10 protein-coding genes are annotated in these 16,124 nt (G+C 60.2%); 1 reads left to right on the top strand and 9 read right to left on the bottom strand.

The features are described from left to right. Positions 1-875 precede the first annotated feature (875 nt). The 9 genes from KGB25_RS12760 to KGB25_RS12720 all read right to left on the bottom strand — a co-directional run bounded on the left by KGB25_RS12760 (position 876) and on the right by KGB25_RS12720 (position 14,885). Complete coding sequence (locus tag KGB25_RS12760; protein ID WP_223435089.1) at positions 876-4,451, bottom strand: glycosyltransferase; 3,576 nt, start codon at positions 4,449-4,451, stop codon at positions 876-878. Positions 4,452-4,577: 126 nt separating this feature from the next. Further along, positions 4,578-6,176 carry a flagellar hook-associated protein 3 gene (locus KGB25_RS12755; RefSeq protein ID WP_008042676.1) on the bottom strand — a complete coding sequence of 533 codons (1,599 nt, stop codon included), beginning with the start codon at positions 6,174-6,176 and terminating at the stop codon, positions 4,578-4,580. A 13-nt stretch (positions 6,177-6,189) separates the two neighbouring features. Continuing rightward, the gene (gene flgK / locus KGB25_RS12750) at positions 6,190-8,256 is read right to left on the bottom strand and encodes a flagellar hook-associated protein FlgK (RefSeq protein WP_008042677.1); all 2,067 of its coding nucleotides are present in this window, start codon (positions 8,254-8,256) and stop codon (positions 6,190-6,192) included. Positions 8,257-8,278: 22 nt separating this feature from the next. After that, positions 8,279-9,565 carry a flagellar assembly peptidoglycan hydrolase FlgJ gene (gene flgJ / locus KGB25_RS12745; RefSeq protein ID WP_223435088.1) on the bottom strand — a complete coding sequence of 429 codons (1,287 nt, stop codon included), beginning with the start codon at positions 9,563-9,565 and terminating at the stop codon, positions 8,279-8,281. An 11-nt stretch (positions 9,566-9,576) separates the two neighbouring features. Further along, positions 9,577-10,665, bottom strand: a complete 1,089-nt coding sequence (locus KGB25_RS12740; protein WP_032832736.1) for a flagellar basal body P-ring protein FlgI — start codon at positions 10,663-10,665, stop codon at positions 9,577-9,579. Between the two features lie 27 nt (positions 10,666-10,692). Continuing rightward, positions 10,693-11,388, bottom strand: a complete 696-nt coding sequence (flgH, locus tag KGB25_RS12735; RefSeq protein WP_008042681.1) for a flagellar basal body L-ring protein FlgH — start codon at positions 11,386-11,388, stop codon at positions 10,693-10,695. Positions 11,389-11,440: 52 nt separating this feature from the next. Next, positions 11,441-12,226, bottom strand: a complete 786-nt coding sequence (flgG, locus tag KGB25_RS12730) for a flagellar basal-body rod protein FlgG (protein WP_008042682.1) — start codon at positions 12,224-12,226, stop codon at positions 11,441-11,443. A gap of 45 nt (positions 12,227-12,271) precedes the next feature. Further along, on the bottom strand, positions 12,272-13,012 hold the full coding sequence (locus tag KGB25_RS12725) for a flagellar basal body rod protein FlgF (RefSeq protein WP_008030482.1): 741 nt from the start codon (positions 13,010-13,012) through the stop codon (positions 12,272-12,274). 313 nt (positions 13,013-13,325) lie between these two features. Next, positions 13,326-14,885 (bottom strand): sigma-54-dependent transcriptional regulator, encoded by a 1,560-nt coding sequence (locus KGB25_RS12720; protein ID WP_111451850.1) that lies wholly within the window; start codon positions 14,883-14,885, stop codon positions 13,326-13,328. Positions 14,886-15,266: 381 nt separating this feature from the next. Between KGB25_RS12720 and phhA the strand changes: the two genes are divergently transcribed. Next, the gene (gene phhA, locus KGB25_RS12715; RefSeq protein ID WP_223435087.1) at positions 15,267-16,052 is read left to right on the top strand and encodes a phenylalanine 4-monooxygenase; all 786 of its coding nucleotides are present in this window, start codon (positions 15,267-15,269) and stop codon (positions 16,050-16,052) included. Positions 16,053-16,124: the final 72 nt, after the last annotated feature.

Below are 16,124 nucleotides of genomic sequence, written 5' to 3'. Positions count from 1 at the left end.
GGCCGGGGGCGGCTAACCCGGCATCCATGCCGGGTTGCCCACTGCGCAGAACCTGCGCTCGGCCTCTCGAGGGGGCGCTCAGATCAAAAGCGGAAGGCGAGCTAACGCTCGGCCTGATGAGTGGTGGGAAGCAAAAGCAAACGCTGATCCCTGTAGGAGCCGGCTTGCCGGCGAAAAGCGTCTAGGCGATGCGTTCATCCAGACAACCCGCGTTATCGTTGGCGTCCATCGCCAGCAAGCTGGCTCCTACAATTTTGAATTGTGCGAACCCAATCCCCGTGTAGGAGCCGGCTTGCCGGCGAAAAGCGTCGGGGCAACGCGTTCATTCAGACAGCCCGCGTTATCGTTGACGTCCATCGCCAGCAAGCTGGCTCCTACAATTTTGAAACGTGTGAACCCAATCCCTTGTAGGAGCCGGCTTGCTGCGGGCGGCGTTCCGACGATAGCGGTGGATCAGTCAACGTATGTATTGGCTGGAGGGACGCCATCGCCAGCAAGCCGGCTCCTACAGGGGATAGGTGTACATATCCGGAATGAGGGAACGCATGCACCAAAGAGCCAGGTCGGCTTTCAGGCCGCCTCGGCGGCTGTGGCGGTAGTCGCCCCCTCGAGAGGCTGAGCGCAGGTTCTGCGCAGTGGGCAACCCGGCATGGATGCCGGGTTAGCCGCCCCCGGCCATGGATGGCCGATGGCGGCGGGCCCACGGAGCAGGACCGGAGCGAGGGTATGGCGAGCCTTAGCGAGCCACCGAACGAAAGGGGCAAAAGCGCTTGGTTACTTGGCGCTTCTCCAAGTGACTCGCCGTAAGGGCGAAACCAATAGCCGCCATAACCGCAGCAACGGATATGCCCCCCAATCGCAACAGAACCCCGAGATCAACCCGGCAACCAAGCCTCAGCCCAATAATTCAGGTTACTACCCTGCAGCATATAATCGCGCAGCACTTCCTCGCGCAGCGCATCACCCATGCGGTAACTCGCATCCGGGTCAGCCAGGTGCATACGAATCGCCTCAAGCCATTCCTCGGTACTGTTACTCACCACCTTGGTACACGGCAGATAACCGCGATAAGCCTCAGTGTCCGTACAGATCACTGGATAACCGCACGCGCCATATTCCAGCAGTCGCAAGTTGCTCTTGCAGTCGTTGAAGATATGAAACTCCAACGGCGCCAAAGCCAGATCAAGGTTCAGGCTCGCCAGTTTGGCAGGGTAAGCCTGCAAGCCAACGGCGGGATGGAACTCATGCACGAAAGGCTTGAGTGCCGGCGGGCACATGCCGAAGAACACCCATTCCACTTCATCCGCCAGCAGTCGAACGACATCGGCAATGATCGCCAGATCCCCATCGTGACTGGTGCCTCCGCCCCAACCGACCCTCGGCTTGCGCGACGTACGTCGCTGGCTGCTCAGACCGGTCCACAGATACGGAGCGAGCATGTTCGGCACCACGCGAATATCGTCATGCATGCCTTTGAGGGTATCGGCCAGCGGTTGGGTCGACACCACCACCCGATCGCACAACCCGACTGCACGCCGCACGATTTGCTCAACGCCAACCATGGCCTTGCGCACGTGAGCGTTTTTCTTCGGAACGTCGATGACATAGTCATCGAGCTCGAAGATCCGGAAAGCCCTGGAGCTGTTTTTGACCCGCTCCACTTCATTCACCGCGCCCTCACTGTAGCGCCCTTGCAAGATGATGACGTCCGGCGACTGGCGCTCCAGCTCAATGTCCGAAGGCGTATGGTAAGAAAGATTACCGAGCACTTGACCCGCAGCTTCCAGCTCCAGAAACGGCTGGGTGACACGGTAATGGCCTACGGCGGTCTCGTTGATCGGGATCGCCAGCACCCGTGGCAGCATGTGACGGGCGAACGGATTCCAGTCGCTCTTGTAACCCGGTTCAAGGCTGAAATTATTGGTGCTCAGACTCAGGTTGACGTTGTACGCCGGATCTCTTGCGATGATCGGCAGCCAGCGCTGATAAAACCGCTTCTGCTCAGCCAGCAAATCTGACACCACCGGCCCGCTCTCCGCCTCGGCAGCCACGTGGACCGATTCGGCATACGGCGTCCAGACCACCAGATAGCCCTTCTGCTTCACACGCAGACAGAAATCAGGGCCGCCGAGTCTTTGGGAAAAGGCCTGCTCGTCAAACCCCTGAAGCTCATCGAACACCTGCTTGCGGACCAGCAGGCACTCGGTTCTCACAGCACTCAAATTCTGCACCGCCTGCTGGCGCTGCATATACCCCGGAGCGGTCATCACCTCCCCGCGCCAAGGTACGCCGACAGGGCCGCGCATCCCCAGCACCAGGGCCGAACCTTCGATACGCCCCTGAGGGCTGACCATTCGGCCACCGACGACGCCCACCTCCGGACGCAAGCCGTGATTCAGCAGCTCCCCAAGCCAGTCACGATTGACGATCAGGCTGTCCGGGCTGAGCAACAGCACGTACTCGCCGCGTGCCTGAGCAACGGCGAAGTTCTGCGCCGCTGCCGGGTTATCGGGGTAATCGCAATGCAGCACGCGCAGTTTTTCACCGCCCATTTGCGACATGGCGGCCAGCCAGTCACGCGCCTCGATCGAGGTGCTTGCGTTGTCGACGATCAACAATTCGTAGTGAGCATAGGCCGTGTGCTCCAGCACACTTTCGATACAACGCTCAAGCCGACCGAGCTGATCCTGGGCCACTACCACAATGGACACCAGCGGCTGAACGCCATGCTGGTAGTCAATTCGATTGATGAGCGGCACGCTGCCCGGCCGCACCTCGTGTGCCGCACCGATACGATCAAGGTGCGCAGTCAGTACGCGGGAGTTCTGCTCGATAACCTGCGGCAGAGCGAGCCATTGCGCCAGGCCGAACGAGGATTCGACCAGCACTTGGGCGACATGCTCCACGACATGCGGGCCGTGGTTTTCGACGAGGCGCCAGACCAGGTCATGAGGGCTGAGCTCAGCGAAGTCCGGGGTGAAACCACCCGCGGCTACAAAGCCTTGACGCTGGATGGCCAGTGTCCGCCCGACATAGGGATAACTGCGCAGCAGGTCCAGATTGAAATCGGGCTTGAGGATCGGCTCGACCGACACGTCATTGCGCAAGCCGCCTTCATCGGTATAGATACACAGCGCGTCGGCACTCTCGACCATCCGTTCGGCCAAAAGCAGCAAGGCCAGTTCATTCAGGCGATCACCGGCCCGCAGCAGATAGAACCAGTCCGCACTGTCGGCCTGCATCAGGCCATTGAGTTGCTCAAGCCCGTCGCCTTGCAAGGCCACACGAATCACGTTGCCCGCAAGGGCACTGGTGCGATTTTCACCCGAGAGCACCAACACCCTTTCGGCGCCATAGACCTGCCGTTCGATGCTCTCCAGTGTGACGCCCAGTGCCGCATCGTCAGCGTCGGCATCCATCACCACCGGCACAATTCGCGGCTGCCATGCCCACGAGGCAAGGCGCGCAGGCAACAGGCGCTGCTGGGCCGGGTTCAGGGTGCGACACGCCAGCCATTGCAGGTACACATCAGCAAAGCAGTCACAGTTTTCACCCACCCGCGAACGGAGCAACGTCGAGGTAAAGCCCAGGGAACGACCCAGCGCCATTTCTTCCCAGTCATACGGCTCACCGAGGGCGGCGCTGGCCAGATCGATAAAGCGAACATGCCCCGGCGCAGGTGCCGGCTCGCCGCTGCGCACCGACAGCATTTGGGTCAGCCAACCGAGCTCGACCACCACGGCCTGCTCGACCTCCAGTTGATTGCTCAGGCGCGCCGGGTGCAAGCGTTCAAAGCTGAGCACCTGTGCGATAACCGCCAGATTGCCACGACGCAACAGGCAGACAAACAAGGCGAAATCGAGACGAGCGACAAACCCTTCGCCGACCTGGGTCAACGCGGGCAAATACTCCAGCACCTGATGAGTGCGCATCAGCGCGCCACTCAAATTGCTGAGAAAGTTCAGGGCCGAGCTTTCCAGCACATCCAGCAGGTCTTCACCCTTGAACAGCGTATCCCCCGAGACAAAGCTGGAGTTCTCCAGACGCTCGGGAAGCAGAAGGTAATCGCCGTCGCAATACTGACGCAGGGCAATCACCAGATTCACATCGTCATGATCAATGAAACCCTGCACCTGGCGGGCAATGCTCTCAGGCAGCAGTTGATCGTCATCACAGAGAAGCTTGAGGTACTCCCCGGTTGCCTGCTCGGCGCAGGCCATCAGATTCCCCTTGAACCCCAGGCGTTGTTCATTGCGCACATAACGCAATGTCACGGTTGGCGGCACTGTGCAGGCCTGGACCAGCTCATGGATTTCGTCGCTGTCGCTGTCGTCACACACGATCACTTCAAGCGACGCGTAGGTCTGGTTCAGCGCACTTTGCAGCGCTGCCTTAAAGTACAGCGGGTTGTAGGCGGGAATGGCGATGCTGACAAGAGGAGCTGGTTTCACGGCAGGGGAACTCGCGAGCGGTGGGCGCTCACTCTGGAACGAGTGGAGCAGCCCTGAACCGCTGAAAAATGACGGTTTGCACTCGGGTGTATTGAACCTTCGCGCCTATGGCGCGAAGGCCTTGACTCAGACTTTGTTGAACAACCCCAACTGAGCGATTTTGCTGAACGCCAGTTGCGAGGCTTGCAGCATGGTTTGCTGCAAGGTCAGGCGGGTCATCACCGTGGCCGGGTCCGAATCACGGATCGCGCCCTGGGTCTGCGTGTTGGCCAGCACCAGGCTCTGGTTGATATCGGTCTGAGTCGTCAGCGACGCACCGCGACCACCCACGGAGCTAAGACCCGAGGTCAACTGGTCAATGCCACTGGTCAGGTTACCGATACCGGAACCAATGGCCGCGTTGAGTGCTTGAATGGCCTGCGGATTGTTGTTGGTCGGCGTCGACAGCGCGGTTTTCAGCTGGGCGACCGTGTCCAGAACGTTCTGCGTCTGGTGAGTGTTGACCGTGACGGAGAACTGGTCACCAGCCTGCATCGAAGGTGCGCCGCTCAGCGTAAAGTCGACACCCGATGCGGTGGCGACGTTGCCCGCCAGAACACCACTGGAAACCGGCTTGCTGCTCGCGGTCAGAGGCGCTGCATACAAGTCGAAAGCCGTGGCGCTGGTGAACTTGAGAACGGCCCCGCCTTCCGGAAAGCTGGCGTGGTAGGCGGCACTGTTGGAGATGCTCGTATTGGTGACGACATCGCTGGACAGGTTGCCTGGGGCACGGGTCGCATTGAAGCTGTCTGGCTTGGCCGCCAGGGTGAAGCTGTAGGCATTGGGGGCCGGAGGCGCCGGGAACACGGTCGCCGGAACGTCGCCAGTCTTCATGTTGATGTTCAACTTCAGGTCAACGCCACGGAAGTTGATTGTCTGTGTGGCGGCACCACCGGAGGAGCTGAACACGCCATTGCCAGAAGCTTCGGCCGTGACGTCATTACCCAGCGAATCGCGGATTTCCAGCTGCGTAGGGCTGAGGAAATTCACGGTGTAGGGCTCGCCGCCACGGAATTTGGCGTTGTAGGTCACGTCCGAATTCACCTGACCATTGGACAGCACCACACGACCGCCATCGACGGCCGGCGTCGGCGTGGTCATGGTGGACTGTGTGCGACTGGTGTTGATGGCTTGCTGGAACACAGCCCAACCGGTGCTGTTGGTGGCCATCGACTGGGTATCGCCAATCGGCAGGTCCAGCGTGACCTGATCACCGTTATAGCTGTAGGTGCCGTCGGTATTACGCGAGAACGGAACGGTATCGCCCTTGGAGCCGGAGAAAATGTATTTGCCGTTTTCGTCCTTGGTGTTCATCAGGCTCAACAGCTGTTCTTCGATCTGGCTGAGCTCCGAAGCGTTGGCCTGGCGATCGGAATCGGTATAACCGGCGTTGCCGGCACCCAGGGCCAGTTCCTTGGCGCGTTGCAGCACGTTGCCGATACTGGTCATGACGGCTTCAGTCTGGCCAAGCGTGGCTTTGATCGTCGTCATGTTGTTGTTGAACTGATCGAGCATCGAAGCCTGCTGGCCTAGCTGCAGCAGGCGCGAGGCGCCGACCGGATCATCGGCGGCGGTGTTGACGCGAACCAGGCTGCTCGCCTCTTCGCTGCTCTTGACCACGTTGGCGAAGTTCTTCGAATAGTTGGCAGCCGAGGACTCGTAAAACTGGGCGGTAGAAATGCGCATGGGCTACGACTCCTTAAAGACTGTTGATCAGTGTGCTGAAGATTTCCTGCGCAGCCTTGATGATCTGCGAAGACGCGGTGTAGTACTGCTGATATTTGACCAGGTTGCCGGTTTCCTCATCGAGGTCGACACCCGAGAGCGAGTCGCGCGCACCCTTGGCGTTCGCCAGGATGGCTTCGGTCGCCGCGCTGTCGAGCTTGCCCTGTGCAGCCTTGGAACCCACGCCCTCGACCAGTTTGCCGTAAGCGTCGTTCAGGGAAATGCCTTTGCTGGCCGAACCGGTGTCCACGGTCTTCGCGGTCTGCAAGCCAGCCAGTGCGGTGCCGTTACGGTTGTCCAGGCTGCCCGGCTGAGTGAGCGAGACGTTGATCGCCGCGCCGCTGCTTGGGGCACCGGCGATGGTCATGCTGAAGGCCGCGGCGTACTGAGTCGCGGGCGGAGCCGGGATCGGTGCACCCGCGGCATCCGTGAGCGGAATGCTCAGGTTCAGGGTATTGGTCTCACCTGGCTTGATGGTCCCGCCGCTGATCAGCGCGCCCTTGGCATCCAGGAACTGGTAGGTCTGGCTGGTGCCATCGGCGGACACCGCACCAAATACCACCTTGGTCGGCGTGGAGTTTTTCAGGCCGTTCTGCATCGCGGTGGTGGTCGCCGCGTCGTAGATGTCGAACTTGGTGGTCAGGGTCGGTTGACCGCTGGCCGGAATCGTCAGGGTGCCGCTGCCACTGCCGCTCGCTGCAATCGCCGCGCCCAGCGGTGCCGCGATGGCCAGACGCTTGGAGTCGGTCATCTCGGTCTTGATGTTCGCCGCAGCATCGCGGGTCGGGGTGATCCTGAAGGTGTCGCCCGCCGTGGCAGAAGCCGCGTTGAACTTCATCTCGACGCCGTCGATGACCGGTGCCGTTGCCGGCGCTACCGTGCTGAAGGAGCCCATCGGCGTGTTGTCCGGCAGGCGCTGCACGGTGTAATCGGTCGCGGTGGTGAACGTGACCTTGTAATCGTTGATGGTCAGCTTGCCAGTGTCCTTGATGCTCACATCAAAGTTACCGGTGCCCACGTTGTTCAGGCTGGCGACGCTGCGTTCAGAGACCAGCTTGGCCGAGTTGATGTTATTGAACAGGTTCGAACCGAAGGCGCCGTTCTTGTCGATGCCCTGGGCCTGAAGGCTGTTCATCTGGTCGGCGACGACCAGGGCCACACGACCCAATTCGTTCATGGCCGGGTCCAGCACGGTGCTGCGATAACGCAGCAACCCGCCGATTTCGCCGCCGGTCATGATCGCGGTGATATCAATGGTGCTCGAACCGCGATTGAGTTGCAGCGACAAGCGGCCCGGATCGTCTTTGCCCGGTACCACTTCAAGTTTGTTGACCGTGTTACCCATGACCAGCGGCTGACCGCTGCCCAGGTAAATGTCGAGATTGCCTTCACGCTCCACCACTTGCGCACCGGTGAAGGTCGCCAGCTGGCGCACGGTTTCGTTACGGGCGTCGAGCAGCTCGTTCGGCATGCCGCCGGAACTGGAAACCTCGGAGATCTTCTGGTTCAACTGCGCCACGGTAGCGGCCAGCTTGTTGACCTGATCCGCCATGTTCGTCAGGTTGCCGTTGATATTGGCATTCTGCTGGGTCAACTGCGCGGAGACCGAGTTGAAACGGTTGCTCAAGGCCTGGGCATCGCTGAGCAGCAACTGGCGGGACGCGTCGTCACCCGGCTTGGCGTTGACGTTCTGCACCGAGGCAAAAAACTTGGTCAGTGCGCCGTTCAGGCCGGTGCTGGTGTCGGAGAGCAATTTGTCCAGCGGCGTGACCTGATTCAGGTAGGCGGCCGAATCGCTGTTGAGCGAGGTGGTGGTCTGCAACTGCGCATCGAGGTAGCTGTTGTACACGCGACGTACATCGGCCAGGGTCGTGCCGGTGCCGATGTAGACATTGCCGAACTGCTGCGAGGCCTTGGTGCCCTGCACTGTTTGCTGGCGCGAGTACCCGGCGGTGTCGACGTTGGCAATGTTGTTGCCGGTGGTCATCAACGAGGATTGGCCAGCGGCCAGACCCGACATCCCGATATTGAGCAAACTCATGGTTCGACCTTAATCCTTGTGCCTATAAAGGCGTGGTGGAAACGCCCGCCGCAGCGTAGTTCTGGTAACTCGTCATCTGCTTGGCTATCTGCGAAATCTTGCTCGCGTAGTCCGGGTCGGTTGCGTAACCGGCCTTTTGCAACTCGCGTACAAACTGTTCTGGGTTATCGGCCGACTTCACGACATCTTGATAGCGATTGTTGGTTTGCAACAAAGTCACAAGGTCATGGAAGCTGTCCTTGTAAGAGCCATAGGAACGGAACTCGGCCGTCTCCTTGACCATCGCGCCATTTCGGAATTCGCTGGTGATCGCCCGCGCCGAATCGCCCTTCCAGCTGCTGCTGGCCTTGATGCCGAACAGGTTGTGGCTGCTGCTGCCATCCTGTGCGCGCATGACCGATTTGCCCCAGCCGGTTTCCAGCGCCGCTTGAGCCACCAGGTAACGCGGATCGACGCCGATGCGCTCGGCGGCTTCCTTGGCCATCGGCAACATGGTGTTGACGAACTGGTCGGCAGAACTGAAGGCTTTTTTCGCCGGTGCCAACGGTATCTGAGCGATGGCACGACCATGAATCTGCAAGCCGGCGTTCGCTGATGCTTGCGCAGTCGCCAGCCAGTCACCGTTGAACAAAGGCCCCGAACCGGTCGGCGTGGTGCGCTCTGCCAATCGAGTGTTATTGAGCGGCGCGGCGGCCGTCGTCGCCGAAGGCACCAAGCCCGCCAGCAAGCGGTCAGCCAGTTTCGGTGGCAACGCCAGGCGCCGCTGATTGATCAGCGCCATGTCGTTGCGATGTGCGCCCTCGCCTGCCGCCTGTGGAGCGCTGATCGAGCGCGAAGCCCACAACGGGCGCTGGCCATTGACTCGCGACAGCGGCCCGTTGGTCCCGACCGTGCCCGCCGCCACCGGCGTCTGCACCGCTGCTTTTGCCGCTTCCTGCTTGGCCGCCGACAGCGTTGCCGCTTCGCCCGGTGCCAATGGTTTGTTCTTCGACATCTGGCGCATCAGCACGTCCGCCAGACCAATACCGCCGCCCTCGCGGGACATGGAAACGGCCAACTGCTGGTCGTACATTTCCTGGTACTGCTTGGCCGCCGGCGTGTTGAGCGGATTGCCCTCGGCCAGCGTGTCGGTCGCCTTGCGCATGGACTTGAGCATTTCACCGAGGAACAGCGACTCGAATTCCTGCGCCACTTTGCGCAGGTTTTCGTCACTGTTCTTGTCGCCGACCTTGAGCTGATTCAGACGATTGAGGTCCGAATAGGACCCCGAATCGGCGCTGCTGACCAGACCACTCTTGTGCATATCCATGGTCGCCAGCCTCAGATCACGATCAGGTCGGCTTGCAACGCGCCGGCCTGTTTCAGTGCTTCAAGGATTGCCATCAAGTCGCCTGGCGCCGCGCCGACCTGGTTCACCGCACGCACGATCTCGTCGAGGGTGGTGCCCGGGCCGAACTTGAACATCGGCTTGGCTTCCTGCTGGGCGTTGACCCGCGAGCGCGGCACAACAGCGGTCTGACCATTGGACAGAGGGCCGGGCTGGCTGACGATCGGGTCTTCGGTAATGGTCACGGTCAGGCTGCCGTGAGTCACGGCGGCCGGGGACACCTTGACGTTCTGGCCGATCACGATGGTGCCGGTGCGGGAGTTGATGATGACTTTCGCCACCGCCTGACCCGGATCGACTTCAAGGTTCTCGATGATCGACAGATAGTCGACGCGCTGGCCCGGATCCAGTGGCGCACTGACGCGAATCGAACCGCCGTCGATGGCCTGGGCAACGCCAGGGCCGAGCATGTCATTGATCTTGTCGACGATGCGCTTGGCGGTGGTGAAGTCGGAACGGTTGAGGTTCAACGTCAGGCTGTTGCCCTGGTTGAAACCGCTCGGCACCGAACGCTCGACCGACGCACCACCCGGGATGCGACCGGCCGACGGAACGTTGACGGTGATCTTCGAACCGTCACGACCTTCAGCATCAAAACCGCCGACGACCAGGTTGCCCTGGGCGACCGCGTAAACGTTGCCGTCGATACCCTTGAGCGGCGTCAGCAGCAAGGTGCCGCCGCGCAGGCTCTTGGAGTTACCGATGGAGGACACGGTAATGTCCACCTGCTGACCCGGTTTGGCGAAGGCCGGCAAGTCGGCACTGATCGATACCGCCGCGACGTTCTTCAACTGCACGTTGCCCGAACCGGGCGGCACCTTGATGCCGAACTGCGAGAGCATGTTGTTGAAGGTTTGCAGGGTGAACGGCGTCTGCGTCGTCTGGTCGCCGGTACCGTTGAGCCCGACCACCAGGCCGTAGCCGATCAATTGGTTGGAACGTACGCCGGAAATACTGGCGATATCCTTCAGCCGCTCGGCCTGAGCACCGAAGGCTGCGGACATCAGGAACGCAGCCACCATCAGGTGTTTGAAATTCAACGTGACCACCTAGAAAGGGAACAGCGGGCTGAGGAAGAAACGGTCGAACCAGCCTGGCTGACTCGCATCGGCAAACGAACCGGTGCCCGAATAGGTGATGCGTGCATCGGCGATGCGCGTTGACGAAACCGTGTTGTCGGTCGCGATGTCATCGGCCCGGACCAGGCCGGCGATCCGTACCAGTTCATCACCGGTATTGAGGGTCATCCACTTCTCGCCGCGCACGGCAATGATGCCGTTGGGCAAGACGTCGGCGACGGTCACGGTGATCGAACCGGTCAGGCTGTTGCCCTGCCCTGCCTTGCTGTCGCCCTTGGTCGCGCGGTCGCCGCTGTAACTCGCATTCAGTGTCAGATCATTCTCATTGAATGGGTTGTTAGTGTTGGGCACCACACCGAACAACGACGTCAGGCCAATGCCGGCCTTGCTGTTCTTGGCCACTTGCGAGTTGGCGTTTTTACTGGCCTGGGTTTTTTCGTTCAGGGTGATGGTAATGATGTCACCGACCCGGAACGCCTTGCGGTCGCTGTACAGGTTCTGTTCGAAACCGGCCTGGTAGATCGAGCCGTTGTTCGCGGCAGCCGGCAATGGCGTACGCGGCAACACCGGGGCGTAGTAAGGGTCATTGGGCTTGGGCGTCGGACCGACGCAACCCGCCAGCGCGACGACGCCACTCAGTGCCAGGACAGATACAAAGCGATTCATGACCCTACCTCACGGTGTTGCAGGCGGCCTCATGACCGCCTCATAGACTTGATTACAGATTCTGCGTTACGAACGAGAGCATCTGGTCGGCGGTGGAGATCACCTTGGAGTTCATCTCGTAGGCGCGCTGAGTGGTGATCATGTTGACCATCTCTTCAACGGTGCTGACGTTGGAAGTTTCCAGGGTGTTCTGCAGCGTGGTACCGAAACCGGCCAGGCCTGGCGTGCCGACTTGCGGCGCGCCGCTGGCAGCGGTTTCCAGGAACAGGTTGTTACCCACGGCTTGCAGGCCGGCCGGGTTGATGAAGTCGGCGGTTTGCAGGTTGCCGATCACCTGGGATGCCGGGTTGCCGGCAATGGTGATGGACACGGTGCCGTCGCGACCGACCGTGAAGGTCTGCGCGTCGTTCGGAATGACAATGGCCGGCTCGAGGGCGAAGCCGTTGGCGTTCACGATCTGGCCGTTGGAGTCGAGGTGGAACGTACCGTCACGGGTGTAGGACGTGGTGCCGTCCGGTTGCAGGATCTGGAAGAAACCCCGACCGTCGATGGCCATGTCCAACGGCTGCTCGGTAGTTTGCAGGCTACCGGCGTTGAAGTTTTTCTGGGTGCCGACAATGCGCACACCGGTACCCAATTGCAGACCCGACGGCAGTTCGCTGTCCTGGGTCGACTGGGCGCCTGGCTGGCGTTTGATCTGGTACAGCAGGTCCTGGAACTCGGCGCGATCACGTTTGAAACCCGTGGTCGACACGTTCGCCAGGTTGTTGGAAATGGTGGTCAGGTTGGTGTCCTGGGCGGACAGACCTGTTTTGGCAACCCATAGAGCCGGAAGCATTCGATTCTCCTCGTGCGCCTGTTTTACGGCGCGACGTTCTGATAATTAGCTGATCTGCAAGACCCGAGCCATGGCCTGGTCATCGTCTTTGGCGGTGTTCATCATCTTGATGTGCAGCTCGAACTGCTTGGCCAGCGCCAGTACCGAAGTCATCTCTTCCACGGCATTGACGTTGCTCGACTCCAGGAACCCGGACACCAGTTTGACGTTGGCATCGGCTTGCGCCGGCTTGCCATCCTTGGTGTGGATCGAACCGTCCAGGCCTTTGGTCATGTTCTTGAAATCCGGGTTGACCAGCTTGATGCGGTCGACTTCAGCCATCACTCGTGGGCCTTCGCCCATCGCACGAATGCTGACGGTGCCGTCTTCACCCACTTCGATTTGCTGCTCGGGCGGCACGGAAATCGGCCCGCCATTGCCCATCACCGGCATGCCGTTGCCGGCCCGCAATACGCCCAGAGCGTCAACGTTCAGACTGCCGGTGCGCACGTAGCTTTCACCGCCGTCGGGGTTCTGCACCGCGATCCAGCCGTTGCCCTGCACCGCGACGTCGAGGTCGCGACCGGTTTGTACCAGAGAGCCCGCGGAGAAGTCGGTGGCCGGGCGTTCGGACATCGCAAACGCACGCGCCGGAAAGCTGTCACCGAATACCGGCATCGAACGCGCCTGCTCCAGGTCTTTCTGGAAGCCGTTGGTGGAGATGTTCGCCAGGTTGTTCGCATGAGCCTTCTGCGCCAGTGCATTCTGGCTGGCGCCGGTCATTGCCACATAAAGGTACTTGTCCACACTCTTTCCTCTGCATGCCGGACGTTTGCCGCCCACCGCTGTACTGCTGAGCGATAAGCAATTTGCAGACCAACTTTTTTCTGGCGGCGCGGAGCCCGGCAAACAAAGGACTTGGAGGGTTCAGGGGGAAATGGGGGAATGTGTCAAAGACGAAAAACCGGCGGTGTTATGCCGGTAAGTGGCAAGGCTTGGCCTTGAGGCTGAACAGGATACCGCTATCGCGAGCAGGGCTCGCTCCTACATTTGGAATGCAATCCCCTGTAGGAGCGAGCCCTGCTCGCGATGGGGCCAAAACAAACACAGCAAACGCCAGCTAGGACTCAGTCTTGCCAACCTCATACTCACGCAACTTGTTGGCAATGGTGGTATGCGAAACCCCTAACCGCTTGCCCAGTTGCCGACTGCTCGGATGCTCCGAATACAAACGCTCCAGCACCGCTTTCTCGAACCGCCCGACAATCTCATCCAGCCCGCCTTCAAGCGAAAAATCGCCAAGCGGCTGACGCACGCCATAATCCGGCAGGCGAATATGTTCAGCCTTGACCGTCCCGCCCTCGCATAACGAAACCGCCTGGAACAGCACGTTTTCCAACTGCCGAACGTTGCCCGGCCAATGGTAGTGACTGAGCCGCTCCATGGCCGCCGGCGCCAGTTTCGGCAGAGGACAACCGATCTGCCGACTGGCCTGATCAAGGAAGTGCTCCACCAACGGCGTCAAACCATCCAGGCATTCGCGCAGTGGCGGGATATGCAGCGAAAGCACGTTCAAACGGTGATACAAATCCTGGCGAAACTCGCCACGCGCGCACAATTCCGACAGGTCGACCTGGGTGGCACAGATCACTCGCACATCGAGGTAAACCTCTTCATCACTGCCTACACGACGGAAGCATCCGTCCTGCAGGAATCTGAGTAATTTCACCTGCAGGCGTGGGCTCATTTCCCCCACGCCATCGAGAAACAGCGTACCGCCCGCCGTCAGCTCCAACAGCCCGAGCTTGCCTTCGGCACGGGCGCCTTCAAACGCACCGGGGCCGTAGCCGAACAGTTCAGTCTCGGCCATGGACTCCGGCAGGCCGGCGCAATTGAGCGCCATCAGCGGCGACTGCCCCCGGGGGCTCGCCAGGTGGCAGGCGCGTGCCAGCAATTCCTTGCCGGTGCCGGTTTCGCCTTCTATCAATAGCGGCGCATCCAGCGGTGCCATGCGCCGGGCTTCACGCACCACCGCCGCCATCACTTTCGAGCTTTGGAAGATGCTGTCGAACCCGCGCAGTTCCTGTTTGCGCACGTTGTAAATGCGCTCCCCTACCCGGTCAGCACGGTGCAGCGTCAGCACCGCGCCGGCCATGGCCTCGCTGTCGTCATGCTCCGATTGCAGCGGCGCGATGTCGGCCAGAAACACGTCGCCCTTGACCTTGACCCGCAGCCCGTTGATCCGCGACTTGTTGGCGCGCACCAGTTCCGGCAAATCGAAATCCTCGGCGTAACGCGACAAGGGAATCCCCGGCACCTCATCGACACGCACGCCGAGCAACTGCGCCGCCGCGCGGTTAGCCGCGACAATCGAGCCGCCCATGTCGATCGACAACACCGGAAATTCCAGAGCACCGAGCAAAGCATTGAGTTCCATGTGCCGACGCTCGCTCGGCATCAGGCCTACACGCTTGACGCCAAAGACCCCGGCAATCGACTCGAATTTCGGACGCAATGCCTGGAACTGAATATTGATCAGGTTCGGGCAATGCAGGTAGATCGCGTTGCCATGCTCGCCACCCACTTCACCTCGAGCGACGTTGATCCCGTACTCGACCAGCAAATTGAGAATGTCGCGCAGGATGCCGATGCGGTTCTGGCAGTGGACTTTGATACGCATATAAGGCCCGAAGATAAATTAAGGCGATGGATCGCTCCCTGTAGGAGCTGGCTTGCCGGCGATGGCGTCCTTGAGAACGCTATCGCCGGCAAGCCGGCTCCTACCTACAGCGGTTTACCAATCAATCGAGGGCCGCAGGGGAAATTTTCTGTTGGCGCCCTCAGATAGTCGTCAAGATTATGTGACACCTGTGAGCCATTTCAAACCCGAAAAACTCATGCGCAGCGCCACAGCCGCCAATCCGTAACGAAAAGTTTACGAAAACCAACGAATTTTCCTACATGCGACGGCTTACACGTGCTGCAACATCGCAATTCCTGAGGTATTTCTAAGTCCATAGCAGGACATAACAAGAACGAAATCCCCTAGCAGGAGAGCAGCATGAAGCAGACGCAGTACGTGGCTCGCGAGCCCGATGCGCAAGGTTTTATCGACTACCCCGCAGAAGAACACGCGGTGTGGAACACGCTGATCACTCGCCAACTGAAAGTGATCGAAGGGCGTGCGTGCCAGGAATACCTGGACGGTATCGAAAAACTCGGCCTGCCCCACGACCGCATTCCGCAACTCGGCGAAATCAACAAAGTCCTCGGTGAAACCACCGGCTGGCAGGTTGCCCGAGTACCCGCACTGATTCCTTTCCAGACCTTCTTTGAATTACTGGCCAACAAGCAGTTTCCGGTGGCGACGTTTATTCGTACCCGCGAAGAGCTGGATTACCTGCAAGAGCCGGACATTTTCCACGAGATCTTTGGCCACTGCCCGCTGCTGACCAACCCTTGGTTCGCCGAATTCACCCACACCTACGGCAAACTCGGCCTGAAGGCTTCCAAGGAAGAACGCGTGTACCTGGCGCGCCTGTACTGGATGACCATCGAGTTCGGCCTGGTCGATACCCCCGAAGGCCAGCGCATTTACGGCGGCGGCATTCTTTCCTCGCCGAAAGAAACCGTTTACAGCCTGTCGGACGAACCTGAGCATCAGGCCTTCGACCCATTGGAATGCATGCGCACGCCTTACCGCATCGACATCCTGCAACCGTTGTATTTCGTCCTGCCGAACCTCAAGCGTCTGTTCGACCTCGCCCACGAAGACATCATGGGCATGGTCAAGCAAGGCATGCAGCTGGGCTTGCACGCACCGAAATTTCCGCCGAAAGCCGCGTGATCCGCAGCTTTTAGAATCAAGTGAGCCTGTCAGGAATCGACGCTTTGGTTTAGCGTGGTTGCACTGACGGCC

This window comes from Pseudomonas sp. BF-RE-21 (assembly GCF_019947305.1).
Taxonomy (GTDB): domain Bacteria; phylum Pseudomonadota; class Gammaproteobacteria; order Pseudomonadales; family Pseudomonadaceae; genus Aquipseudomonas; species Aquipseudomonas migulae.
This window is presented reverse-complemented; position numbering and strand designations above follow the sequence as displayed.

What these genes read in the sequence shown, in the direction of transcription:
- KGB25_RS12755 (WP_008042676.1), bottom strand. Translation starts at nt 6,176, where the DNA reads ATGCGCATTTCTACCGCCCAGTTTTACGAGTCCTCGGCTGCCAACTAT.
- flgK (WP_008042677.1), bottom strand. Translation starts at nt 8,256, where the DNA reads ATGAGTTTGCTCAATATCGGGATGTCGGGTCTGGCCGCTGGCCAATCC.
- flgJ (WP_223435088.1), bottom strand. Translation starts at nt 9,565, where the DNA reads ATGGATATGCACAAGAGTGGTCTGGTCAGCAGCGCCGATTCGGGGTCC.
- KGB25_RS12740 (WP_032832736.1), bottom strand. Translation starts at nt 10,665, where the DNA reads ATGGTGGCTGCGTTCCTGATGTCCGCAGCCTTCGGTGCTCAGGCCGAG.
- flgH (WP_008042681.1), bottom strand. Translation starts at nt 11,388, where the DNA reads ATGAATCGCTTTGTATCTGTCCTGGCACTGAGTGGCGTCGTCGCGCTG.
- flgG (WP_008042682.1), bottom strand. Translation starts at nt 12,226, where the DNA reads ATGCTTCCGGCTCTATGGGTTGCCAAAACAGGTCTGTCCGCCCAGGAC.
- KGB25_RS12720 (WP_111451850.1), bottom strand. Translation starts at nt 14,885, where the DNA reads ATGCGTATCAAAGTCCACTGCCAGAACCGCATCGGCATCCTGCGCGAC.
- phhA (WP_223435087.1), top strand. Translation starts at nt 15,267, where the DNA reads ATGAAGCAGACGCAGTACGTGGCTCGCGAGCCCGATGCGCAAGGTTTT.